Origin of the sequence: Moritella sp. JT01 (assembly GCF_001574435.1) — a bacterium.
GTDB lineage: Bacteria > Pseudomonadota > Gammaproteobacteria > Enterobacterales > Moritellaceae > Moritella.
Map to the genome: position 1 here is coordinate 276,984 of NZ_LOCN01000007.1, position 23,815 is coordinate 300,798.

Consider the following 23,815-nt stretch of genomic DNA (forward strand, 5'->3'; position numbering starts at 1 on the left):
TTAAAATCATCATTTACTTTCGAATTCGCGCATTTATTTTTACATTTCGAACATTTAAGTTTGAATTTATGCCTAATTGAATGTTCGAATGGCTATTAAACATTAAGACATGGCAACTTGATGACAAAAATAGACCAAATTGCAATAAAACACATAAAAAAAGAGCGCCACTATATAAAACTTAATGGCACTCTTTCAATTTAAGCTAAGGCGACGACCTATTGGCAATCAAACTTAAACACGATTATAGTAAATCGTCTTCTTCGTCATGACCTTCAGACCATGATTGTGCCGCTTTAACAGCACGTTTCCAACCACGGTAGCGACGTTGACGTTTTACTTCGTCATCATGTGCTTCAAATGATTTTTCGATAACAGCTTTGTCTGAAAGCTCATCAAGACTACCCCAGAAACCAACAGCAAGACCTGCAAGGTATGCAGCACCTAATGCTGTTACTTCCGTTACCGCTGGACGTAATACCGTTGTATTTAGTACATCAGCTTGGAATTGCATTAGGAAGTTATTTGCTACTGCACCACCATCTACACGTAGTTCAGCCAGTTTAATGCCTGAATCCGCTTGCATTGCATCAAGTACGTCGCGGGTTTGATACGCGATACTTTCTAGTGTTGCACGAATAATGTGGTTTGCACCCACGCCACGTGTTAGACCAACGATCGTACCACGAGCATATGCATCCCAGTACGGTGCGCCTAAACCTGTAAATGCAGGAACAACATAAACACCATTTGAAGTCTCAACTTTAGTTGCGAAGTATTCAGAATCTTTTGCATCTGAAAGTAACTTCATTTCGTCACGTAGCCATTGAATAGAAGCGCCACCCATGAATACCGCGCCTTCAAGTGCGTATGCAACTTCACCGCGTGGACCACATGCTAACGTCGTTAATAGACCATTCTTAGATGTTACTTTTTCTTTACCTGTGTTCATTAATAAGAAACAACCAGTACCATAAGTATTTTTCGCTTGACCTTGCTCTACACACATTTGACCATAAAGTGCAGCTTGCTGATCGCCCGCAATACCAGCAAGAGGGATACGCGTACCGCCCTTACCACCGATGTTCACTTGACCATACACTTCTGAAGAAGATTTCACTTCTGCCATCATTGATAGTGGAATATCAAGAATCTTAAGTAGTTTCTCATCCCACTGTAGTGTATTGATGTTAAACAACATTGTACGTGATGCATTCGTGTGGTCTGTTACATGAACGCGCCCTTGTGACATTTTCCAAACTAACCAAGTATCAACGGTACCGAACAGTAGTTTACCTGCTTCAGCATCTTCACGTGCACCCTCTACATTATCAAGGATCCATTTAATTTTTGTACCTGAAAAATAAGGGTCAACAACCAGACCGGTGTTTTCACGAACATACTCTTCAAAACCTTCGTTTTGTTCTTTTAGTTTCTCGCACATATCTGCAGTACGACGACACTGCCATACAATTGCGTTATAAACTGGTTTGCCTGTTTCTTTATTCCAAACAATGGTTGTTTCACGTTGGTTAGTAATACCGATAGCTGCGATTTCATCACTGCTGATACCTGTTTTCGCTAACGTTTCAACTAATACTGAACTTTGAGTTGCATAAATTTCAAGTGGATCATGTTCAACCCAGCCGGCTTGCGGATAGATTTGTGTAAATTCACGTTGAGAAACGCTGACAATATTTGCATCGTGGTCAAGAATAACGGCACGAGAACTAGTTGTTCCTTGGTCTAAAGCAATAATGTATTTTTTCTCAGTCATTATGAAGTCCTTTATATTTCATTTGGTATGAGTACTTTATACTTAGTGTTTAAAGTAATAGGTCTTATTTAACTATATATTTAGCTGTTTATTTAATTATATACCCAAGCGATTCTCTGATGTTACGTGTTGATTTTACTTATTCATTATAAATAATATCGTATTCTAAATCGCTTGGGTGTTATTCAAAATTTATTCATCGTTGCATGCTTATACTTTAGCAGCTACACCTTCAGCTGATTCGTCATCACACTGATTTGGGATAGTACAACCGTGGCCTGCTGATGGTAGGTATTGACCAATCACTTTTGGATACAACCAACCACCAAAACATGCACCTACAATTGGTGCTAAAATTGGTACGATGAAGTAAGGAATATCTTTAGCGCCTGTTAGTGCGTAATCCCAACCCGCGAAATAAGCGAATAGTTTAGGACCAAAGTCACGTGCAGGATTCATTGCAAAACCAGTTAGTGGACCTAAAGAACCACCAATGACCGCGATTAGCACACCGATAAGCACTGGATTCATTGCACCGCGTGGTTCGCCGTTGCTTTCATCACCTAACGCTAAGATAGCGAACATTAATACCGCAGTGATTACGAACTCAACCGCAAATGCGCCAATAAACGTTAATGATGGGTGTGGGTAAGTTGAGAAGATACCCGCTGTTGATAATGCCGCTTCACTGTTACGTAGGAAACCGTTCGCGATTTCGTAGTCAGTAAATAAGTTGCTATATAAGCCGTATACTAAAGCAGCTGAACAGAAAGCTCCTGATAGCTGAGCGAAAATATAAGGTAGTACTTTGCTTTTATCAAATCCGTGAAAAGCTGCTAAGGCAATAGTCACAGCAGGGTTAATGTGAGCACCAGATACACCGGCTGTACAGTAAATAGCAATCGCTACCCCCATACCCCAAATAATACTGATTTCCCATTGACCAAAACTAGCGCCTGTTAATACTAATGCTGCTACACAGCCGACACCAAAAAAAATTAGCAGTCCGGTGCCAATAAACTCAGCCAGGCATTCGCCCATCAGAGTATGCTGTTTATTGTTAGCCATGATTCATTCCTTTGTTATATTTTTATATTTTTATATTTTTATGTAGGGTATACACGATCTTCGTGTGTCAGTAAATTTACACTTTTAATACATAATTAAAACAAACAAAGAATAAAAGTGAGCGTTCGAACACATAAATACGCTCAAATAAGACACATTGAGTTATATTAACTTACAAAATACGCAGTATCGAGCTGGTTTGACCAGAATAAAATCATATACGGATGGAATTACATTGCATGACCGCAACAAAAATTAACACTTTATTGGTAATAAAATGTGTTTAAATCGCATAAATACTTCATATAGTCTAATCAGAAAGGGCTAAAAAAGATTAAATGTAAATAAACGAACACTGTAACGACAATATGATTAAAACGAACAAAATACGGTTAAACCATCAACAGGCTTAACCGTATCAACACTGTATTAACTAGACGAGTGTGACCCTACTGCGAGATAGCAGAATGATCGCTTGGCTTTGATGTCGCACTTTTAATAAGCATGTAAATGCACATCGTTAACATGCAAACACCAAGGTATGTAACTAAGCCATTGTTATAATGCTTAAAGCCTTGTGCAGCAACAGGGCCAACAACGGAACCCACGCTATAACTTAATAACATGATCTCCGTTGCCGAAACAATTTTGCTAATGCTTAAATTATCGCACGCTAGCGAGATCGCAACCGGATATATCGAGAACACACTCGCACCCAATAGCATATAGCTGGAACTTAATAACACCGAATCACGGGTCGTTAATATCCCGATAATCCCTAACACACCAACCAAGCAGAATAAGGACATTAGCAATGTCTTACTCATTTTTGGTGATAAATAGCTGACTAATGGTTGCACTAACATGCCGCCCAAGATAATGATCGCCATTAACATCCCCGTCTGCTCAGCACTACCTGTTTGCGCTTTAATATACAAAGGCATCAAACCATAAACAGGTGCCATTAACATACCCGACACTAAACAACCCAAAATTGCAGGTCGGCTGAGTGTTTTTAGTTCTGCTAACTTGATCTTTTGATGACCAATACAATCAGGTTGCCCTACTTTGATTAATAGTGGTGGTAGTATCGCAATCAACAATACAGCAATCACCACGCTATAAGGAAAAACACCCTCTACGCCGATTGGTACAAGTCCTAACTGACCAAGTGAGTTACCACCGTATAAAGACGTCATATATAAGCCAAGACGCTTTGCACGTTGTTTTGCTGTATCGGCTATTAATAGCCAAGATTCAACAACAACAAATACGCCAGCAACAGCAATACCCGCAATAAAACGAGACGCTAACCACGTTGCAGCCGTTGGCACTGCGATCATCAAAAATACTGATAATAACAACACACTTAAAAATAAAATAAACGCAAGACGATGACCTATTCTGGCGACTACTCTTTCTATCTGTAATGAACCAATTAATAGTCCCAGATAAAAGATACTGACCAACCAAGGTGTTAGTGTCAAATTGAGACCAAATGATGGTAGTGATAGCGGAATTAGGCTCATTAAAAAGCCAGATGCAATAGCAAAAAATGACAAACCAACAACAGGTACGAAAGTACTGTTTCGTGGGTTTGTGCAGGCGAATGTTCCCACCTTGTATCCTCAAGTTAAGTTATTTAAATATAGGTTATGCGACTATATGTGTACCAGTTGCTGGTTACTGCATATTTCGGCGAGACTTTAATCCTAAATCATTCGGAAGTAAAGATCATTTCCATACAATTTAAAATAATTTACAAACTATATAAACCTTACTTATTCACCTATTTCATGAGGTTACTGACATGTTAATATTTTACAACGTCATCTTTCCATAATTAACTGTAAATAAACACAAATCAAACACAGAAAAAAACTAAAGCTCTATTTAAGTAACAAAAATGCTATAAAATGTGATTTAAAAACATCATTAACACCTGCTTATAGCTGTTTGGTTAATCATCATTAAAAATGAAATCGGTAACAATTTCATTTCATAATTAGTTATCTAGTACACTCATTATTTTACACACTAACAACCTTTTGGTTCGTACGAGAATAGCAGTCAAGTAGCGTCATCAATACACGATGGATTCTGTCCGCTTCACGAAATTATATAGCACTGAACTAGCGTTCAATTGGATTACGGCTATTAAAATCTCCATATATCACACGGTTTTTACCTGCAACCTTAGCTGTATACAAGAGCTCATCCGCCTGCTTTATAATGCTTTTGATTGATTTAATTTGATCAACCGAAGACGTAGTGATAGCGCCACCAGACATGGTGACGTGAAATTCAATATCTTCGCTATAATGCGGTAAATTAGCGACTGCTTCACAGATACGTTCAAAAATATCAATTTGTTTATTGTCTTTGTTATAAGCAATCAACAAACCAAACTCTTCACCACCGAGACGGAAAAACATATCTTTTTCACGGACCATATGCCGAATTGCAGTGGTCACCCTAATAAGAACTTCATCGCCGACAGGGTGACCATAAGTATCGTTAACGTGTTTGAAGTTATCAAGATCTATGATCATAAACGAATAAAACTGATGCCTTCCAATACCTGCTAACTCAGCCATAAAACCACGGCGGTTAAGTAAGCCAGTCAATGGATCGTGATGAGACTCTTTCGCTAGCGTTTGCGATACAAGACGTAATTTAAGCGTATACAACACCCAACCAGCAAGGACAATAGCGACAAAATAAAACGTAATATCAACAAAACTATTTTTAATTAAATATTTTAACTTATCAACCATAGCGTTAGGCATCACTAAGCGTAAATCAGTCATCTGACCATCAAAACTTAAAGTTTCACTGGCTAAGTTGCCTAACGGTGGAAGTGCTGCGGTATTGCTTATATAAAAATCAGAGTCAATATCTGAGACTAAATCACTCCACAAAATATCCATGTTCAGCACACCATAAAATCTCTTATCCATGAAAATTGCAATCGAAAAGGTAATCACATCTTTATTAAGACTTAGATCTGCATACGGTCCAGTAACAAAGACCTGATTGCCCAGCTTTTTAACATCCACACTCAATGTTTTTTTCATATATGGACGCGTAAACAGCTTACTTTCAAATTCATCCGGTTTTAGTACCAGTGCATTATATTTTGGCGAGGAAATTACGAACTTATCCATAGAAACGAAATACAAACTAATCACATCATCTGCACGGCCTGCAAGAAACGTCATCATAGGTACAATTTTTATCGTCTCTTTAATCTTATTATTCAGTATCGTGTTTTTCTCACAACCCGCTTTATCACTGACAAGTAAGAAGTTTGTTTCAAACTCGTACATCTGATCACTGCTTGGGAGTTTAGATACCTGGCAAATATCATCGCGAGTCAATGTAAAACTTAATTTTTTATCATCCATTAATGCGGTGTTAGAAACGCTTAATTGCGACATACCATATTGAATCGCTTGTAACTGATAAAACAGTTCGCCTAAGCGCCCTTCAACGATATGAAAAGAATGTTGGAATTTATCTAACTGCTTAATCTCAGAACGATTAACCTGATAAGTGATAATAATACCAATAATAATAACTAAATAAATAGCAATTCTAGCTTTCACAATACACCTGTTTACCGCATCTTTTTATGCCTGATAATTGGCTGGGAATGATATACCGAATCATTACTGATTACTATGGTTGACAATGTAAGGACGTGCAATAGAAACATTATGTTACTGAAATATGCATATTGGAAGCGTAATATATTAATAATAATCGTGAAATATATAATTTTGGGATAAAACGCTTTATATACCGGCGGAATAAACCATATACATAGTAAGGCCTCTATAAATAGAGGCCTTACATCCGTACTGTCATTAAATTTAATACCCTATCGCTATAACCAGAATAACCACGCTACGATCGATAAAATAAAGATACAAATCAAGTTCAGGTAGATACCAACACGCATCATTTCTGATTGTTTAATGTGTCCGGTACTAAACACAATCGCATTGGGTGGGGTTGCGACAGGTAACATAAATGCGCACGATGCCGCAATTGCGATAAGTACAGATAAAATAACAGGTGACATACCAAGCGCTTCCGCTACACCTGCAAAAACAGGGATTAACAATGCAGCACTGGCGGTATTACTGGCAAACTCAGTCAGCATAACAACAAACGTCACAATGGTTAGAATGATAATAACCATACCGGCCTGGGCAAGAATCCCACTTAAGCTCTCCGCCAAAAATACACTAGTACCCGTTGCTTTTAAGATGTTGCTTAAACAAATACCACCACCGAATAATAGGAGAACACCCCAGTCAGTCGTTTTTTCAATGTCTTTCCAATTGACCACTCGTGCTACACCGACAAGTACAATCGCCATCAATGCCACTAATGTATCAAACTTAGAAAAGCCACCAAGCATTGCATTAATTGGTTTACTAAATATCCATAAAAATACCGTTAGCGAAAAGATAGCAAGTGTAACAATTTTACCTTTATCCCACTCAATAGGTTGATGGTCTAGCTCAAAGACTTCATTCAGATTTGGTTTAAGCAGCATATATAGCACACCGACTGTCACAGGCAGTAATATCAAGGTAATTGGCACACCATATGACATCCATTCCGTAAAACTTAAATTTAGTTGTGCCGCCGCTATCGCATTGGGTGGACTGCCAACGATTGTTGCCATTCCACCAATACTGGCACAATAAGCAATACCAAGTAGTACAAAGACATAAGTATTATGGCCTGTTTTAGTATTTACTTTATTCAGTACGCCTAATACCAAAGGTAGCATCATTGCGGTTGTCGCGGTGTTACTGATCCACATAGATAAACCCGCAGTGACACCAAATAACATAAATACTGCAATATCCATTCTACCTTTGGCCAGCACGAGTACCTTATCCGCAATGGCTTTATCGAGCTCTTGTCGATGTAACGCGGCAGCAAGTGCAAAACCACCAAGGAACAAAAATATAATAGGGTTAGAAAAATTATTAAGCGCTGTTTGAGTATTAAAAACTTCAAATACCACAGCAAGAATAGGCACTAATAGAGCAGTAATACTGACATGCAGTGCTTCTGTCAACCATAAAATGGCAATAAAACTAAGAATACTAAGCCCCAGTACGACATCTTTTTCAAAGGGTAAAAAATTGTATAATAAGGCAAATAAAACAACATCTAAAATAATAATGACACTGTTTTTATTGGTTAGCCACTCCATCGTATTAGTGGGCAGCGGTAGGCTTTCATTTTTGTTCATGTGAGCTCTATTCTCCTAATGAATATATATTCTCAAGTACTCCAATAGGGTTATTCTCACATATAATAGAAATCGACACGTCAATATAGAGATAATTATGGCGAATTAAACCAAAGTAATATGAAATAAAGCGAGTTCACTCACGTTTTACATGGTTGTTGCTATTTTTTAACCAAAAAGCATCAGTGACAAAACAAGGGTTTGACATTTATTTCTGTGTTGTCCCGTTTATATAATGTATTCAAACGTAGAATAAGCGTGAATACACGAATAAACCCGTGTATTATGCTCCACTTAGGTATCATGAAGAATACCATACATAATAGACGAGTCGCTGCATTTAATAAGGGATAGAAAGTTTGAATTTAATGTTCATGGAAATGGGTATCCTACTCTTTGTATTTTCAATGATTGCAGTTGCAATTTTTGTACAAGCAAGAAAAGTAATATTAACCAAAAAGCGCCAAGTTTTAGCGGCACAACGTCGGAGCATAGAAGAAACCGAAATTGTTTTAAAGTACGCAACCTCGCTTGCCTTTAGCACAAAACTTACGATCTTATTACACCAACGTATTATCGCCGCGCTCAAAAACATTTTAACCGTCGAACCGCTTAGCGATAAAATTAAACACCATATTACTCAACAGAAAATGCATATTGCGACAGCCAAAATAGTATCACCATCAGGTCTATTTGTTGAACCTGTTGATGAGCGAACCGCAATTGACTTAGCACGAAGTATTTCACGTCTCAAAGTAATTTTGCGTCACGAGCTACACAAGAGAAACATCCCATTAGAAGATTGTGTCACTGAAGAATCTAAGTTGGAAAAGATTCGCTTAAAACTGCGTTTGAGTAATTGCTTAATCAAAGCGACTACATTTTTTGAGCATGAAAAATATAGCACTGCGGTAAAAATGTTAAATGAAAATATTACATTAATCGAAGCTGTCGATCTCAAAGATGATTTTTTAATAGATAAACGAGACAACATGATTAAACTATTAAATAAATCGACCTATCAATTAGCTGAAATCGAAGCTCAAAGTGAATTAGATCAACAGCCAGAAGAGACTTCAACACTTGATACTTTATTTGACCAACAACAGCCCCGATAAATAATGAAAGAAGAGTGGACTCGATTACTCGGTCACCCCTTCTAAATCATGTTTAGAAATAATTAATTAAGTAAGCTATCAGCTGAATCTTGGATTTTATCGTCTGTCTGTTTTTTTACATCATCCATTGCTTCTGTAGCTGACTCTTTCGTGTCAGATGCTGTTTCAGACACAGACTCAAGTGCAGTCTTAGCTTTGTCTTTCGTTTTATTATAAACATCACTGGTCGCTTCTGACGCTGTATCTATTGCATTAGCTGTACTTTCTTTTGTACTTTCCCAAGCATCTACAGACGTACTCTTAACATCATCAGCCATTTCTTTCGCCTCATCCACAGCGCTTACAGCAGCGGCTTTAGTTGTATCTAACATATCCTCAGCTGTACTCTTTGCATCATCATAGCTCTGCACTATAGCACTCTTATCCGGTTCTTCTTGCTCAGTGGCTTTTTCACTACTATCACAAGCAATGAGTAAACCCAAAGGTAATAAAATAATTGCAAGGTTACGCATCATAACATTCACTCCTAATCGTGATTACATGAGATGCTTAAGTTTATCTTAAGTCCTATGAGCGTAGCAGCAAATGATAATTCGGCAATTATCATACCAGAGTGCTAAAGACAAAAAAGGCTCGTTATCTGCTTAAGATAACGAGCCTTTGTCTAATAGACAACGCTATTATTTATCTGCACGACTCATGAACTTGTGATCAGTCGTATTGATCTTGATTTTTTCGCCGCTTGCGATGTATTCAGGTACTTGTACCGTAAGGCCAGTAGAAAGGATCGCAGGTTTAGTACGAGCACTTGCCGACGCACCTTTAATTGATGGGTCAGTTTCTACAATAACCATTTCAACAGCAGAAGGTAGCTCAATAGATACAGGCTTGCCATCAACAATAAGAACTTGAAGACCTTGTGTGTCTTCTGTGATGAATAATAACTCATCAGCAATGGTTGCTTTATCTAGGCTGTAAGGTGTGTAGTCTTCTGTATCCATGAATACATATTCTTCACCATCAGAGTATGAGAATATAACTTGGCTACGTGCAAGATCCGCTAGATTAAGGTTGTCACTGTCTTTGAAGACTTCGTCAATTTTTGACCCCGTAACCACATCATACATACGCATGCGGTAGATGCTACCACCAGCACGGCCTTGTGGTACAGAGCGTTCGATATCACGGATGATGTATACGCCGTTATTATATTCAACAGCGGTATTCTTTTTAACGTCACTTGCCTTTGGCATTTTAGGTATTCCCAATAATAAATTGTGTATAGAAAATAACATAAAGGGTAAATCAGACCAAGCACTGCAACAAGGAAGCGCCGACTTATTCACCATTTTTAACGACTTTATTGTATTACTAAACAAATATCTATTTAAGCAGGCCCTGGTTCACCGCCCTTTCAAGCTTCTGCTCTAACGACGTCCACAGCTGCTTGCTACCTTTACCAATTCTACTGTTAACCGAAAACACTTGTTCTTTCGAGATATTATGTGTTTTCCAGCTATGTCCTTCACCATGAATGTTATGCAATAACGGGGGCACACGATCAATGGCTTTAGCGTAAACAGAATCTGCTGTTATCCCAAGTTCAAATTCATGCCAAAGTTCGATATATTCTTTTGCTTGTTCGGGCGGTAATATATTCAATAGTCGGTTAATACCCGATGCTTCCTTCGCCTTGTTCTCTGCCGTTTCAGCAGCATAAACAATCGTGTCTCCTGCATCTATTTCACCAAGATCATGCAGCAACAGCATTTTAATTACACGGTCAATATTAATCTCATCATCCGCATAGTCTTTTAGCATCAATGCAGATATACACACGTGCCAACTGTGTTCTGCGGAGTTCTCATAACGATCTAATCCGACAGGTTTTGTCTTACGTAACACACCTTTCAGTTTTTCAATTTCGACTATAAAATTTAATACTCTTTCAATGTTTTCCACACCAACTCCTTGGTCATAATACGTTTAGCTATTAATGAGTACACTTTATAATTTAACATCACTAAAGCTTATCCACCAGCCCATCCCGTAGTAATTGAAGTTCCCTTAGCGGTGAGTGAGTACACTGCCACTCACTTTACGTTAGACAGCGAGTCCAACCGCAGTCGCTTGCATGGGCACAAAGCCTCTAAGCTCCTCAACGCGAGATAACCAGCGTCTAACATGCGGATAGTCTTGTAACGATACGCCCCCTTCTGGCGCATGCGCGATATAGGTATAGTTGGCAATATCTGCAATGGTAGGTTTGTGCCCAACTAACCAAGGGTTGTGTTCTAAATGTGTGTCTAATTGTTTTAAAATCGCATGTGCGATATCTAAGGCTTCTTGGTGATCAAGTTTCGCGTGAAAGATGTTAATTAAACGCGCAGTCGCGGGTCCATAAGCAACGCTACTCGCAGCAATGGTAAGAAAACCTTGTACTTGAGCAGCGAGTACAGGATCTATTGGCAACCAAGTATGCGCATTGTCGTATTTACTGGCGAGGTAAATCAAAATAGCATTAGAGTCTGACAAGGTCACATCACCGTCTTCAATAACGGGCACTTGCCCTGCGCTATTTTTTTTCAAAAATGCAGGCTGTTTATGCTCACCTTTCAACAAGTCGACATCAATAAGTTCGGTTTCTAATCCAAGTAACGATAACAGTAATTCGACTCTGTGGGCATGCCCAGACAGTGGATGACGGTATAGTTTGATTGCTGACATGAGATATCCCCAATTATTGTTGGATACCCAAGCTACTTCAAGGTTTTCCCTGCGGGAGGCAGTCAGAAATAACATCTTGAAGTCACTTGGGTATATATATATAAATAATAGCCGCTGCTGAGATAACTATCTTCGCTAACGGTAGAATCATCCTCATTACAACCGTGATCACGGGCTAGCATTGATCAGCCTTGGTAGCTCATCCATAGCATTAAAACTTACCACTGGCGGAAAAGCGCACGTTTGGTTGCATAGCCTTTCACTATCAACCAAAGTACCGTCACAATCAAAGAGTAGACATTTTTTTATGATATTCCTTCATTCATTACTTTCAAAATACGATGTTCTCAATTTATTTAATACTAACCCTAAACAAACAATCACACATGATCCAATCAACACAGGATTAAATAAGAATGCCCAACTTTGACCTGATAACATAATAACCATGGGGTTTGCGCCAGCTGGCGGATGCGTTGTTTTTGTAAGTAGCATAATAGTAACCGCTAATCCCGTTGCAATAGCCAGCGACCAAGGTGCAACGCCAATATATTCAACAAATAACACACCGATAAACGCTGTTAATAAGTGCCCAACAATAACATTCTTAGGCTGAGCAAGTGGACTCTTAGGTACACCAAATACCAACACAACGGTAGCGCCAAAAGGGGCCATTAACCACAGTACAGAATTTGTAACACTACCCAAATAAGCCAAAACACCAATAGTTAGCGTTGCAAAAGTACCCGCGATAATCGTAAAAACAAATTTTTTCATATAACCTCCTTCCAATGTAGACCACTCTGTCTACCTGGTGATAGTAGACAGAGTGGTCTACATGTGTCAACATATTTCATAACAAGGAGTTATCCATGAATGAAAAAAAATTAGTATTAATTCAAACAGCCTTACACCTTTTTTATAGCAAAGGCATTAATTCTGTCGGTATTAATGAAATATTGAAGCTGTCAGGCATCGCGAAGAAAACGCTATATAGTCATTTTTCTGGTAAGGATGATCTTGTATTAGCGACCCTTCAATATCGAGATGGTATTTTTAATCAATGGTTTAATGAAGTTATTGAAAGTGAAAAATCAGGCGAAAAATCCATACTTGCGCTTTTTTACGGTTTAGACGATTGGTTTAATAACAGGGTGCCAGAACTGAGCCCATTTAGAGGTTGTTTTTTTATCAATACAGCTGCCGAATACAGCGTAACCGACTCTCCGATACGTCAGTACTGTCGTTCGCATAAACAAGAAATCAGAGTATTAATAAAAAATAAAATTAGTTTATTTATAGACGATCCCAAAGAAGTTAACACGCTTACGGACATGGTTTTTATGCTTAAAGAAGGGGCGATTGTTTCAGCTTTAGTCGAAGGGAACAAAAATGCAGGAAAGGCATGTATACCCGCTGTGACTCGATTCCTGAATCTAAAATAGAAAAATGATTGTATTGCCATTATTACAGCCCAAATTTACAAGGCTAAAGATTATGTTTTTACTAACGGTCGTTCAGCACCCTCCAACTAAAAATAATGCCGATACCGATGCCGATACCAATCCCGATAATTATACCAAACAAAAATTCAATCATTTTATTACTTCTCTCAACATCAATGGCCCAAAAAGCTATTGATATCTGATCATCATTTATTATTAAAGTGAATAAGCTCCATAACCCCTTCTGAATTTACGACTTAAATTTAAAAAAAACACTAGAAAAATCCAGTATAAGAGAGTAACTAAATCTGTTCTTATAGTAAGTTCTAGATGTTAATAGTCATTAATAATCCAGATCAAATCTGGATTATTAAAATAAACCTTAAATATCAAACATAAAATTTTTGCTATCTTTAGATTTCACTTTCTAAAAAAATTATTTAATAGAACTTACATGTAACTTTTAAATCTGCCGATTAATATAAACAAGGTTAAATCCTCTTTATTAAAAGAATTAAACCTTAGTATTAAAATGTGACGATATAAAGCAATGTTAAACCAGCAATTAAATATTCGCACAACTCTATTCCGAAAATCCATAGACCTGCGGTTAATATTGACTAACCGCTAACCAACTGATAGCATTTTGTTAACGAAATTCGTTAACAAATACAGTTAAAACAAAGTCTTAACTATATTTAAAGAATAGACATAAATTCTTATAAATGAGACATAGAAAAGAAGCCAATTATGAAATCTATACAAGATAAAGTTATCTACACAATATTAAGTATCCTCATTGTTACATTTGTTAGCTACAAATTCATAAATCATAATAAACAAGAAACAGAATTAATTGGAGAGCCACTTGCGTCATTTGATTTTAACCCTAAGGAAGGAAGTGAATACATGAAAGCTAAAATGATACGATATGAATTAGAAAAACCTCTTTTAATTATTAAAGAAAAACAAGGTATGCTAGCCTGTGCTTATATTAATGTAGAAACATGTAATAAAACTAATGAAGCATGTGCCATTGTATCAGGTGTTAGCAGCTATGAAGATATGATGTCTGCAAAAATAATTGCGGTATCAAATAAAGCGTTAAATTTAGGGGTTAATGTTGGCGATACAGGCATGAGCGCTATAAATAGATTTAAGTAGCCATCGGTTTAATTGATATTATAATTATTGTAGCTGTATTTTCTTTATCGGTAATCACGAATAATAAAGCAGCTACAATTAGTTCACTTTTTATTATTAGCTATGTTCTATTAGAAGGCTTATTTTATTTTGAATATATAACGACAATAGCAATAACGAATATCTCATTGAAAACAACATAATCACGTCTGAGATGATTATGAGTTGGGGAAAAAATCAATGAAATAATGATTAATCTCAATCACTTTCATAGTAGAATGTTTGCAAAGCTAAAACAGTGATTAAAAGGGATAAACAGTGATTGGAAAACACAAATTAGAATTAGATACGCCATGCTTGGTTATCGACAAAAATAAACTGATTAATAACATCAACACGATGCAAAAGTTCGCATCCGCAAAATCGAAGCATGTTCGACCTCATGCAAAAACCCACAAATGTGTAGAAATATGTCAACTACAACTTGATGCGGGTAGCATAGGTATATCAATAACCAAGCCGTCGGAAGCCTATGAACTTGCCAAGGCCCATATTCGCCACCTGCTAATCACCTCCCCTATTGTCACTAAACAAAAATTGGCTACATTGGCTAAAATTATCAAGCTTGCACCAGAAACCATGATCGTCGTGGATTCTGAGGCTAATCTCACTCAGTTAAATCAATTAGGCCGCGAGCTTAACCTACATATTAACCTGCTTGTTGATATTGATGCAGGCATAGGTAGAACTGGCGCATCATTTGAAACTGCGTTTGCTTTAGCATTATCAGTACACGAGCATGCCAGCACTACCCTTAAAGGTATTCAGTGTTATGCCGGGCATTTCCAACACATTCTTGATAACGAAGAAAGAAAACAAGCGTCTGCCGCATTATTAAATAAAGCCGGTAAGCTAAAGCAAGACATTGAAAACGCGACAGGCTTAGTGAATCTGATCCAATCAGGCTCAGGCACAGGTACTTATGAAATAGACAGTGACATTGCGTCTGTCACCGAAATACAACCGGGTTCATACACTGTAATGGATAAGGAATATTTCGATATTGAATATAGCGCAGGTCACTTCCAACCTGCAATGACACTCCTGACCAGCGTTATCAGTGCTAATCATACAACGCATGTAACCGTTGATGCAGGCACCAAAGCTATTTACAAAGAAGCGACCCACCCACAAATCATCAGTCATGCCAGCCTTAACTATGAATGGCATTACTTTGGTGACGAGCACGGTAAAGTCTCTGGTGAGCACTTACCTGCTGTCGGTGAGGTGATTGAAATGATCGTACCGCACTGCGATCCAACCATTAACCTACATGACAAATTCTATGTGGTCGAGAATGACATTGTTATCGACATCTGGGATATCGCGCTACGTGGTAAATTAGCTTAGTCTTTTTCCTAATAAGGTGTCGGTTAAACGACACCTATTTTTATACGCTAATCATGGCTGAAGCGCTGTCTTGTTACTACACCCCATTGCTCATCGTCGTAGCTATCTTCGACATAACCACCAGCTATGTCATTGTCCGACGTATAATCAGAAAGTACATCACGCCAAAATTTAACGGCATGTTCAGCTCCTGCAACCTGCTTGATTTCCCAACTGCCACCGAGGTTGTTAAAGACCTGAGAGATAAAACGTTTACCGACTTTGTTTTTACGGAAATAAGGCACTACATAAAAATCACATACTTCATGACGGTCAGGAGTCTCATTAGCAATCGCGGTATGTCCAGCAGGGACGCCATCCACATATAATAAATAACCCGACACATTACCATCGATTTGTGTATCTAATGGAAACAAACCATCTTCATCTGGTTTCTTCTGCATGATCTTCGAAAACTCAGCCTCATAGGCTTGCGCTAAATTCATGTATACATGCTTATTACTGCTATCTACTTTTATAATTTGCATAAATGATGCCCATATTTGAATATACTCATACTTGAATCGCTATACCAAAAAAGTTTTAAACACATTACCTTATTAACTGCTCTGTGCAACATAGAAACTCATACCAGCAATTAACCAAAAGAATATCCAAGATATGTGCTTACCTTTTGTGAACCCTGCAGAGAACAAGCCGCTCGCTAAAAATACAACGCTGATCACCATTAGAATTTGCTTTTGAATGTCTGCAGTGGGACTTGAAAGGATGAAAAGAATTGCTGCAAATCCCCACCAAGCCACTGTCGTTAAATGCCAGGCAAACCTTAGAATTCGTTTTGTAAACCAATCACTACCAAGAAGCGTTGGAAGCTCTCTTTTAAACAACCGAGTCAAAATAAAGCGCTCACCTAGGTAGGAATGCACGAGTCCGATAAATATTGCCAAAAAACTGCCTGTAACTAACATATACTCTCCATGATTGATTTTGTTCGGCCTGTAATGCTACAACACCAACTGACTTGTTCTTGCTAAATGTCGCTAATAGCTTGGCTTGGATATGATATTTCCAAAACCAAACATTCTTGCTCACATATAAACGGACCATGAACCTCTCCAGGTGGGCGGCTGGCATAATCTCCAGCTTCAAGCCAAACATCGAAAGCCACGTCAAAAAGACGACCTGATACTATGTATATCTCCTCAGGATAATCATGAGATTTCCCACCGAACATAGAGGTATCAGCCCCCGCTTTAAAGCGAGTTAAGCGCGTGTAATCCCCAGTAACGTCATCCATAGATAACGTTAGCTGTTCAAGCTGTTCGTTTGTATCTGCGATCACATCCCACTTACTTTTATTCGCAGATGCTAAAACATTCCAATACTCTATTGTACTTTTACTCATAACTATCCTTGTTCTATTTAACGCTTCAATTATCTATACAGCTTTATAGATTATATTAAGATGAGTAATTCGTAGTGACTTTAAATATGCTGACTTAGCAGAGTCGTTAGCTGAGTTTTACTCAATACTCCCACTGTTGACGATAAAATTTCGCCATCTTTAAACAACATCATTGCAGGAAGAGCACGAATACCATATTTGGCCGCGATTTGGGGACTAGTATCAATATTAAGTTTTCCAACCTTCACTTTACAGCTATACGCAAAAGCTATTTCTTCCAACACTGGGCCTACACTTACACAAGGAGCACACCAAGACGCCCAATATTCAACTAATACCGGTTGGCTGCCAGTCATTAACTCCGCTTCAAAGTTGTCATCCCTCAATTCCACTATTTTGTTCATCAAAAGTTCTCCATAATTCATATTTATTCAACGGGCATTAATCTAAGCTGTTGTTCATAAATATAAATTAAAAAGGAAAACTTCAGTTTATGATGACAAAAGTTATATCATTTTAGTTTCACATACTTCAACGTCGAAAAATAATGCTTTTCATCATCACACTACACCTCTTTAATCAGCAAACTAAAAACTGAATAAATCTTAAAATAAATCGAGATTAAGGCAAAAGCATTAGCCGATGTGTGCCAGCATAGCGAACTATATTTTCCCCTTTCCATATCATTGGCTTGTTGTGAACATACCAACTATTAATAATACTTATGTCATCAAGCTAATGTGTTAGCAACTAACGCTGAATCTAAATATGCTCGAACCCGTACTATTTTATTACTCTCAAATTCACAAACCCAACAATAACGATTATGAAATTCAGCCCCTTTTTTGGTTATTGAATTTGCGACCAATTCAACAGACGCAGAGCGCCCATCGGTTATACAAGAAAGTAACTTTAACGATAGAGGTGACTCTAATACTTCATTTAATTTTGAGATGGTGCCAGTAATGAAGTCTTGTTTTGATGTATAAATGCCTGCAAGCGGATGAGTACCCGTTACTTCCCAAACAACATCATCACTCACATGTTCAAAAAAACCTTGAGGATTACCGTTTTCCAAATGCGAAAATATTTCAATTATCCATGCTTGATTAATCATTGTTCTCTCCGTGTAATATTGTTTTACTTTACCGCTACGATTGTTTGAAATCCGTTGCTGTTACTTGATTCTTCGAGTTTAAACCCAATACTTAAAAGCTGGTTTTCAACCCACTCTACAGACAGCCTAATCTTGCGATAACAGCTTTTATTCAGTTTCCATGTACCATTCGTTTTTATGTAAACAATGTCATGTATCTTAACCGTTGCAGGTTCATATTCTAAAAAACAAGTAAAGATGATATTTTCATCACTTCTCACAGGGATAAATCTATCCGTATCTTTGAGTTCAGCCGATAAGTCACGAAAAGTTAAAATCAACTTCCCACCATCCTCAAGTGAACTGAATGAATCTTGAAATATTTTTAAGGCATCATCTTTTGATTTTAGGTGCGTAATCGTATCCGTCATGCAAACTATCAATTCACAGCTAGCACTGACATGATCTTTGAAATTCAAAATATCATCATTAATGGTAATGATCGGTTGGTTATTAGAATTAGACTTCAGCTCATTCAATAATTTTTGGCTAAGATCTATTGCTGTTACATTAAAACCGAGCTCAGCCAAAGGGATCGATTGAAAGCCAGAACCAGCCCCTAAATCAACAGCGATGCCAGAGGATGAGGGAGTAATATTTCTACTTTTAAAGAACTCTACATTATTGCTTTTAGCTTCATCAAACCCACCCATTAACCATGTATATACATCAGATAATAAGCTTTCGTAATGCTCTTCAACAGTAACCATTAATACTACTCCTGTGGTGTTTTTACCTCGCTACTAACTAGCAGCGAGGTAAGTTTAAGACCTAACCTAAAGATGCCGTTAAGCCTGACTTAAGCCCTTCGTAGATGAATAATTTGATATGAAAAATACAATGAGGGGCGCTTATTTTACGCCTAATACTTCACCATCATTCATTTATTATGTTCAACTTTAACCCCGAAACAATGCTCTGCGGTTGGGAAATCGCCACCTCGAACGTCTCTTTCGTATTCAGCAAAAACTTCTTTGATTGTGCTACTTAAATCAATGTATTTTTTTGCAAATTTTGGAGTGAAATCAGAAAACAAGCCAAGAATATCCTCTGTAACTAGCACTTGGCCATCGCATTCAGGTGAAGCACCAATTCCTATCGTTGGGATTTTAATTGCATTGGTGACTCGCTTCGCTGCATTTTCAAACACACCTTCTACAATTAATGAAAAAGCGCCTGCACTTTCAAACGCTTTTGCTTCCTGCACAAGCAGGTCTGCAGTTGCATCATCTCGGCCCTGAGCTCTAAACCCCCCCTGAGTATTTGCATGCTGTGGTCGTAACCCAATATGAGGCATGACAGGAATACCACGGTTTACAAGAAACTGAACCGTTTCAACCATTTCTAAACCACCTTCAATTTTTATAGCCTGTGCTCCAGTCTCAATTAAAACTCTTGATGCATTTCTATAAGCTATTTCTTTAGACTCCTGATAAGTGGCAAAAGGCATATCTATCACCACGCATGCTCGCTCAGCACCTCTTACGACCGCTGCCCCATGAGCAATCATCATATCCAAAGTAACAGGTAAAGTTGAATCGAAACCGTATGCCACCATACCTAAAGAATCACCAACGATAATTAAGTCAACAAATTGATCCATCATTTGAGCCATCGGCTTTGTATATGCGGTAAGAGATACGATACTTCCCTTGCCTTTCATACTCTGGATCTTGGTTGTTGTTATTTTACTATTTGAAGTATGGGTACTCATAAAAATTCCTTTCACGTATGATTATTTTGAATTATTTCAGGACATAAGCGTCGAACTACCTTGCTCGACTTCCATTAGGCGTATCATTTCCCGTATAACTTGTGATACTTCGCCAGCAATTTAAAGAACGAAAAACACCACATACACTTATATTACAATGAGTTAACGACAATGCAATGTCAATTATACATTGTCGACACCGCTTATAACAGAATAATATTATTGATAATAAGTAGTTAAAAGTCGATTAATCTTAATTTCCGTAGTAAATAAGCCATAAATAATAAAAACATCCGCTATTTAAAGGCAAGTTCATCCTTGATACCAGCACGATTACCGGTAATGCGAATGAAGTAAGAATGAAAATTGGATTCTATGTCGAAAGGAAAATAGACATATAAAAACGTGAAGATAACACCAATAAAATTAGTTACTTGGTATAAAACCCAATAGCGTCATCGTAGTTTTCAACAACTAACGCTACATTTCTGATTCTTTGTTCGATAGCTTTACTCACTTATTTTTCTCGCGATGACTAAACCATGGTTACTTGACCCTAGCAGAGACGGTTCATCACATGTTTTCAGATGATAGCTCAACCATGTTTGATATTGCGCAGGGGTAAAGTTGTTAACCCCTGACGATATATATCGCCCAAAGCCGTCTGTCGCTACATGACGTAATGTAGTAAAACCATGTGCGCTTACTAATTCTTCCACTTCAACTGGAGTAGCAAAGTAACCCACGTTGAAAAAACTATCAGCAAGCTGACTTGGAACCAAACCCGATTCAAAAAGCGTGGAGAGAATCTCTGGTGTAACCAGCTCTGGATATTGCTGAGCAAACATACCGGCAACGAAATAACGCGAAATGTAGGCAACCGCTAACACACCATTCGGCTTTAGAATTCGATACGCTTCTGAGATCGCTTGGTCACGCTGTTCTTGAGTCTGCAAATGATAGAGAGGCCCAAGAATAACGCAAAGGTCATGTGAATTGCTTTCAATAAACGGAACTGAACAAGCATTACCTTCATAAATTGAAAGTGTTAAACCTTGCTCTTCGGCTTTGCGCTTCAGAATGTTGACTTGATCAGGTACCAGTTCGACAGCCGTTGTATTACAACCCATTTTCGAAAAATTGAGAGAATATCGGCCGGTCGCAGCACCTAGTTCGATAACTTTTACGTTTGGAACAAGATACGCTTGCAGTGTATCCATTGTTGTATCAAATTCCATTTGAGTAATGAATTGCCGAGTAAGGCGACTATCTTCATTGGTATCTGTATATTGCTCTATTAATTCTTGCATGATACTTCCTTTTACAAGATTCGTTGACATAATCCAACAACCAAACGTCAGCTAGATATCACTTATTAACCTTTTGCAGGCTCGATTATATGGACAGCGGTCCACCTCATTACCGTTGTTAATATTTCATAGTGGTTAGCCTGATGTAACGCTTTAAAACCATGCTTTTTATAAAGCGCTATATTATGAGTCTCACACTGCAAATATAATTGCTGAATCCCTAAACTCACGGCTTTGCTTTTAGCCCCTGAGATTAATAAACCTCCAATGCCACGCCCTCGACTTAAAGGGTCAACAAAGACACCGCCTAACCAGTACTCATATTCTGGATAGTTGGCATTTTCACGGTACTTTAGTTCAACAATACCAACAAGTTCGCTATTCTCATGAGCCACGATTGCTAACGGAATGGCTGTGCGATTAACCGATTTTTCAACCACTTTTTCTAACACCATATTTACGGTCATATTTGGAAACACGTGAGCCCACTCACTGTAATACCATTGAGCTATTTTCTTTGCTTCATGCGGATGATCCGCGAGTAATGTTATTTCCATATATCCTCGTTGCTATAGCATTGCACCATTTACCACTGACCAATGGTGTGGCATTAATTCACGAAGTGACTTAAAGATTAGCGCGTTGTCTGATGTGCTAATTGCAGCCTGAACATCCCCCCCCCAATGCACCAAACGCTCTTGGCAAATACCACAAGGGGACAAAATAAGGAACTCACTAGATTCGTCTTCACGACATATACATAACGAGTGAGTCACGGCTTCATTTAATTTGTGTGCTTCTAAATAAGCGCCTACTTCCATGCAAAGAGACAAACCGTCGTTTTTAACATCCGGTGCAACACTCGTTAAAATATGACCTGATTCAGTACGCACTGCAGCAGCACCGCCCCAGCCTGTAGGGTATCGACTTTTAATAAGGTCAACAGCCGCCTTATACAACCCCTTACCAATATCATCCATGTTCCTTTAATTCCTTTTGTGCAATAACCAGTACTCATAACGTTATTAGGCTATCTTCTTCGATAGCATACCTAAAAGCAGTTTCTTGTTGAGTATCAATACAAGTGTCGGGTTACCAGGTGCTATCTAAATCGTTCGCGTATAACAGAATAGCGCGCTGGTATTCTTTAATTGACTCACTGCTTGTTGTTGAAACTAATAGTTCAAGCAACAATGCTGTAGCGTCTTTATGGCGACCTAAATTATACAAACACATCGCATAAAAAGGTTGGATTTCAAGTTTGTCTGGATATTCAGCAAGAGTTTGCTCAAAGTACTGTAGCGATTCTTTATAGTGCCCCATACTTCTATAAGTGCTAGCTAGACCAAACAAGGTATCGAATCGCTCAATATCAGATAGAGAGCCTAACAACGCCGATTTGTAGTGAGTAATAGCACTTTTCTCTTTACCTTCGTTATCGTAAGACCAAGCCATTTGTAAATTAGCTTTTGCTGCATAAGTATCGTCGGATAATAATGTAGCAAGTAAAATTCTAGATTCTTCGTACTTACCTGCTTCACGCAACTCAATCGCTTTTTCTATGATTAATTCCATTATTTACTCGATGCAGCCAAGCCTACGCCAAAGCACATGAAAACACTGCCACTCACTTTATTAAGCGCTTTTCTGCCCTTTGGTTCTAATAATTTATTTTTAGCAAAGCTTGCCACAAAGGCATAGCCACTATGGATGATGATAACTAAACAGCAAAATGTTAAAGATAAAGTCATAAATTGACTTATATAACTCCCTTGAGAGTCAATAAATTGCGGAAATAAGGACATAAAAAATAATATGGGTTTGGGATTTGAGAGAGTAAGAGAAAGTCCTTCGAGATAACATTTTGCATTCGATTTCGCTTTCAGTTCGACACGGGAATTTAAGGGCACTTGCGCTCCCCACATCTTTATCCCCAGATAAATTAAATAGGCTGCCCCAATCAATTTCACCGCGGTAAATGCTGCGGCTGAGGTTGCCAAAATAACGCCGATACTTGTTGCAGAAAGAACTGAAACAGTTAGCACCCCAGTGGCAATACCAAATATGCCAGAAAGAGTATTCGAAGCCCCCCTTTGTATTGCGTTATTTATAGTTAAGATAACACCAGGACCGGGGCTGGCAATAGTAAGCGTAGCCACGACAACATACATTAAATAATTTTCCACAACTTATCCTTATTGAAATATGCGACAGGAATCGTTCACAGCGACAACAATTTAATTGTCTTTATGAACAACACCTTA

General features: G+C 38.1%; 27 protein-coding genes. 5 read left to right on the top strand and 22 right to left on the bottom strand.

All coding sequences use genetic code 11. The features are described 5' to 3' along the window. Window positions 1-244: 244 nt before the first annotated feature. From glpK to AKG98_RS07895, 5 genes are all read right to left on the bottom strand, one after another. A complete protein-coding gene (glpK, locus tag AKG98_RS07875) occupies window positions 245-1,777 on the bottom strand; it encodes a glycerol kinase GlpK (RefSeq protein ID WP_067043847.1) in 1,533 nt (510 codons plus the stop codon). 210 nt (window positions 1,778-1,987) lie between these two features. Continuing rightward, window positions 1,988-2,845: an MIP/aquaporin family protein gene (locus tag AKG98_RS07880; RefSeq protein WP_067043850.1), complete on the bottom strand. Its 858-nt coding sequence runs from the start codon at window positions 2,843-2,845 to the stop codon at window positions 1,988-1,990. Window positions 2,846-3,294: 449 nt separating this feature from the next. After that, complete coding sequence (locus AKG98_RS07885) at window positions 3,295-4,464, bottom strand: MFS transporter (RefSeq protein ID WP_067043853.1); 1,170 nt, start codon at window positions 4,462-4,464, stop codon at window positions 3,295-3,297. 513 nt (window positions 4,465-4,977) lie between these two features. After that, window positions 4,978-6,453, bottom strand: coding sequence for a diguanylate cyclase domain-containing protein (locus AKG98_RS07890; protein ID WP_067043856.1), 1,476 nt, complete (start codon window positions 6,451-6,453; stop codon window positions 4,978-4,980). A gap of 281 nt (window positions 6,454-6,734) precedes the next feature. Beyond that, window positions 6,735-8,123: a DASS family sodium-coupled anion symporter gene (locus AKG98_RS07895; RefSeq protein ID WP_067043859.1), complete on the bottom strand. Its 1,389-nt coding sequence runs from the start codon at window positions 8,121-8,123 to the stop codon at window positions 6,735-6,737. Between the two features lie 368 nt (window positions 8,124-8,491). Here AKG98_RS07895 and AKG98_RS07900 point away from each other — a divergent pair, with 368 nt between their 5' ends. Further along, on the top strand, window positions 8,492-9,241 hold the full coding sequence (locus AKG98_RS07900; protein WP_067043862.1) for a hypothetical protein: 750 nt from the start codon (window positions 8,492-8,494) through the stop codon (window positions 9,239-9,241). A 62-nt stretch (window positions 9,242-9,303) separates the two neighbouring features. Here the strand turns inward: AKG98_RS07900 and AKG98_RS07905 are convergent, their stop codons facing one another. The 5 genes from AKG98_RS07905 to AKG98_RS07925 form a co-directional block, all read right to left on the bottom strand. After that, window positions 9,304-9,756: a hypothetical protein gene (locus AKG98_RS07905; protein ID WP_067043864.1), complete on the bottom strand. Its 453-nt coding sequence runs from the start codon at window positions 9,754-9,756 to the stop codon at window positions 9,304-9,306. A gap of 165 nt (window positions 9,757-9,921) precedes the next feature. Next, window positions 9,922-10,494: an elongation factor P-like protein YeiP gene (gene yeiP, locus AKG98_RS07910; RefSeq protein WP_067043867.1), complete on the bottom strand. Its 573-nt coding sequence runs from the start codon at window positions 10,492-10,494 to the stop codon at window positions 9,922-9,924. Window positions 10,495-10,624: 130 nt separating this feature from the next. Then, a complete protein-coding gene (locus AKG98_RS07915; protein WP_067043869.1) occupies window positions 10,625-11,203 on the bottom strand; it encodes an HD domain-containing protein in 579 nt (192 codons plus the stop codon). A 141-nt stretch (window positions 11,204-11,344) separates the two neighbouring features. Continuing rightward, on the bottom strand, window positions 11,345-11,968 hold the full coding sequence (locus tag AKG98_RS07920; RefSeq protein ID WP_067043872.1) for a glutathione S-transferase: 624 nt from the start codon (window positions 11,966-11,968) through the stop codon (window positions 11,345-11,347). 318 nt (window positions 11,969-12,286) lie between these two features. Next, the gene (locus tag AKG98_RS07925) at window positions 12,287-12,745 is read right to left on the bottom strand and encodes an HPP family protein (RefSeq protein WP_067043875.1); all 459 of its coding nucleotides are present in this window, start codon (window positions 12,743-12,745) and stop codon (window positions 12,287-12,289) included. Between the two features lie 95 nt (window positions 12,746-12,840). Between AKG98_RS07925 and AKG98_RS07930 the strand changes: the two genes are divergently transcribed. From AKG98_RS07930 to AKG98_RS07940, 4 genes are all read left to right on the top strand, one after another. After that, the gene (locus AKG98_RS07930) at window positions 12,841-13,413 is read left to right on the top strand and encodes a TetR/AcrR family transcriptional regulator (protein WP_067043878.1); all 573 of its coding nucleotides are present in this window, start codon (window positions 12,841-12,843) and stop codon (window positions 13,411-13,413) included. 52 nt (window positions 13,414-13,465) lie between these two features. Beyond that, window positions 13,466-13,609, top strand: a complete 144-nt coding sequence (locus AKG98_RS22195; protein WP_157534088.1) for a hypothetical protein — start codon at window positions 13,466-13,468, stop codon at window positions 13,607-13,609. A 554-nt stretch (window positions 13,610-14,163) separates the two neighbouring features. Then, window positions 14,164-14,577 carry a YunC family protein gene (locus AKG98_RS22465; RefSeq protein ID WP_198155460.1) on the top strand — a complete coding sequence of 138 codons (414 nt, stop codon included), beginning with the start codon at window positions 14,164-14,166 and terminating at the stop codon, window positions 14,575-14,577. Between the two features lie 297 nt (window positions 14,578-14,874). Beyond that, the gene (locus AKG98_RS07940; RefSeq protein WP_067043881.1) at window positions 14,875-15,966 is read left to right on the top strand and encodes a DSD1 family PLP-dependent enzyme; all 1,092 of its coding nucleotides are present in this window, start codon (window positions 14,875-14,877) and stop codon (window positions 15,964-15,966) included. Between the two features lie 47 nt (window positions 15,967-16,013). Here AKG98_RS07940 and AKG98_RS07945 read toward each other — a convergent pair whose 3' ends face one another. From AKG98_RS07945 to AKG98_RS08000, 12 genes are all read right to left on the bottom strand, one after another. After that, a complete protein-coding gene (locus AKG98_RS07945) occupies window positions 16,014-16,493 on the bottom strand; it encodes a GNAT family N-acetyltransferase (RefSeq protein WP_067043884.1) in 480 nt (159 codons plus the stop codon). A 72-nt stretch (window positions 16,494-16,565) separates the two neighbouring features. Beyond that, window positions 16,566-16,934, bottom strand: a complete 369-nt coding sequence (locus AKG98_RS07950) for a hypothetical protein (protein ID WP_067043887.1) — start codon at window positions 16,932-16,934, stop codon at window positions 16,566-16,568. 62 nt (window positions 16,935-16,996) lie between these two features. After that, window positions 16,997-17,371, bottom strand: coding sequence for a cupin domain-containing protein (locus AKG98_RS07955; RefSeq protein ID WP_067043890.1), 375 nt, complete (start codon window positions 17,369-17,371; stop codon window positions 16,997-16,999). An 80-nt stretch (window positions 17,372-17,451) separates the two neighbouring features. Beyond that, window positions 17,452-17,775 (bottom strand): thioredoxin, encoded by a 324-nt coding sequence (gene trxA / locus AKG98_RS07960; RefSeq protein WP_228140249.1) that lies wholly within the window; start codon window positions 17,773-17,775, stop codon window positions 17,452-17,454. Window positions 17,776-18,101: 326 nt separating this feature from the next. After that, window positions 18,102-18,488, bottom strand: a complete 387-nt coding sequence (locus AKG98_RS07965; RefSeq protein ID WP_067043896.1) for a nuclear transport factor 2 family protein — start codon at window positions 18,486-18,488, stop codon at window positions 18,102-18,104. Window positions 18,489-18,511: 23 nt separating this feature from the next. Next, the gene (locus AKG98_RS07970; RefSeq protein WP_067043898.1) at window positions 18,512-19,237 is read right to left on the bottom strand and encodes a bifunctional 2-polyprenyl-6-hydroxyphenol methylase/3-demethylubiquinol 3-O-methyltransferase UbiG; all 726 of its coding nucleotides are present in this window, start codon (window positions 19,235-19,237) and stop codon (window positions 18,512-18,514) included. 170 nt (window positions 19,238-19,407) lie between these two features. After that, the gene (gene panB, locus AKG98_RS07975) at window positions 19,408-20,241 is read right to left on the bottom strand and encodes a 3-methyl-2-oxobutanoate hydroxymethyltransferase (RefSeq protein WP_067043901.1); all 834 of its coding nucleotides are present in this window, start codon (window positions 20,239-20,241) and stop codon (window positions 19,408-19,410) included. A gap of 509 nt (window positions 20,242-20,750) precedes the next feature. After that, the gene (locus tag AKG98_RS07980) at window positions 20,751-21,551 is read right to left on the bottom strand and encodes a class I SAM-dependent methyltransferase (protein ID WP_067043909.1); all 801 of its coding nucleotides are present in this window, start codon (window positions 21,549-21,551) and stop codon (window positions 20,751-20,753) included. A gap of 65 nt (window positions 21,552-21,616) precedes the next feature. After that, window positions 21,617-22,108, bottom strand: a complete 492-nt coding sequence (locus tag AKG98_RS07985) for a GNAT family N-acetyltransferase (RefSeq protein WP_067043911.1) — start codon at window positions 22,106-22,108, stop codon at window positions 21,617-21,619. Window positions 22,109-22,120: 12 nt separating this feature from the next. Continuing rightward, entirely contained in the window at window positions 22,121-22,531 is a 411-nt protein-coding gene (locus tag AKG98_RS07990; protein WP_067043914.1) for a cytidine deaminase, read from the bottom strand. Between the two features lie 112 nt (window positions 22,532-22,643). Further along, the gene (locus tag AKG98_RS07995; RefSeq protein WP_067043917.1) at window positions 22,644-23,126 is read right to left on the bottom strand and encodes a tetratricopeptide repeat protein; all 483 of its coding nucleotides are present in this window, start codon (window positions 23,124-23,126) and stop codon (window positions 22,644-22,646) included. Further along, window positions 23,126-23,737, bottom strand: a complete 612-nt coding sequence (locus AKG98_RS08000; RefSeq protein WP_067043920.1) for a LysE family translocator — start codon at window positions 23,735-23,737, stop codon at window positions 23,126-23,128. The genes AKG98_RS07995 and AKG98_RS08000 overlap by 1 nt, the downstream gene beginning before the upstream one ends. Between the last annotated feature and the right edge of the window lie 78 nt (window positions 23,738-23,815).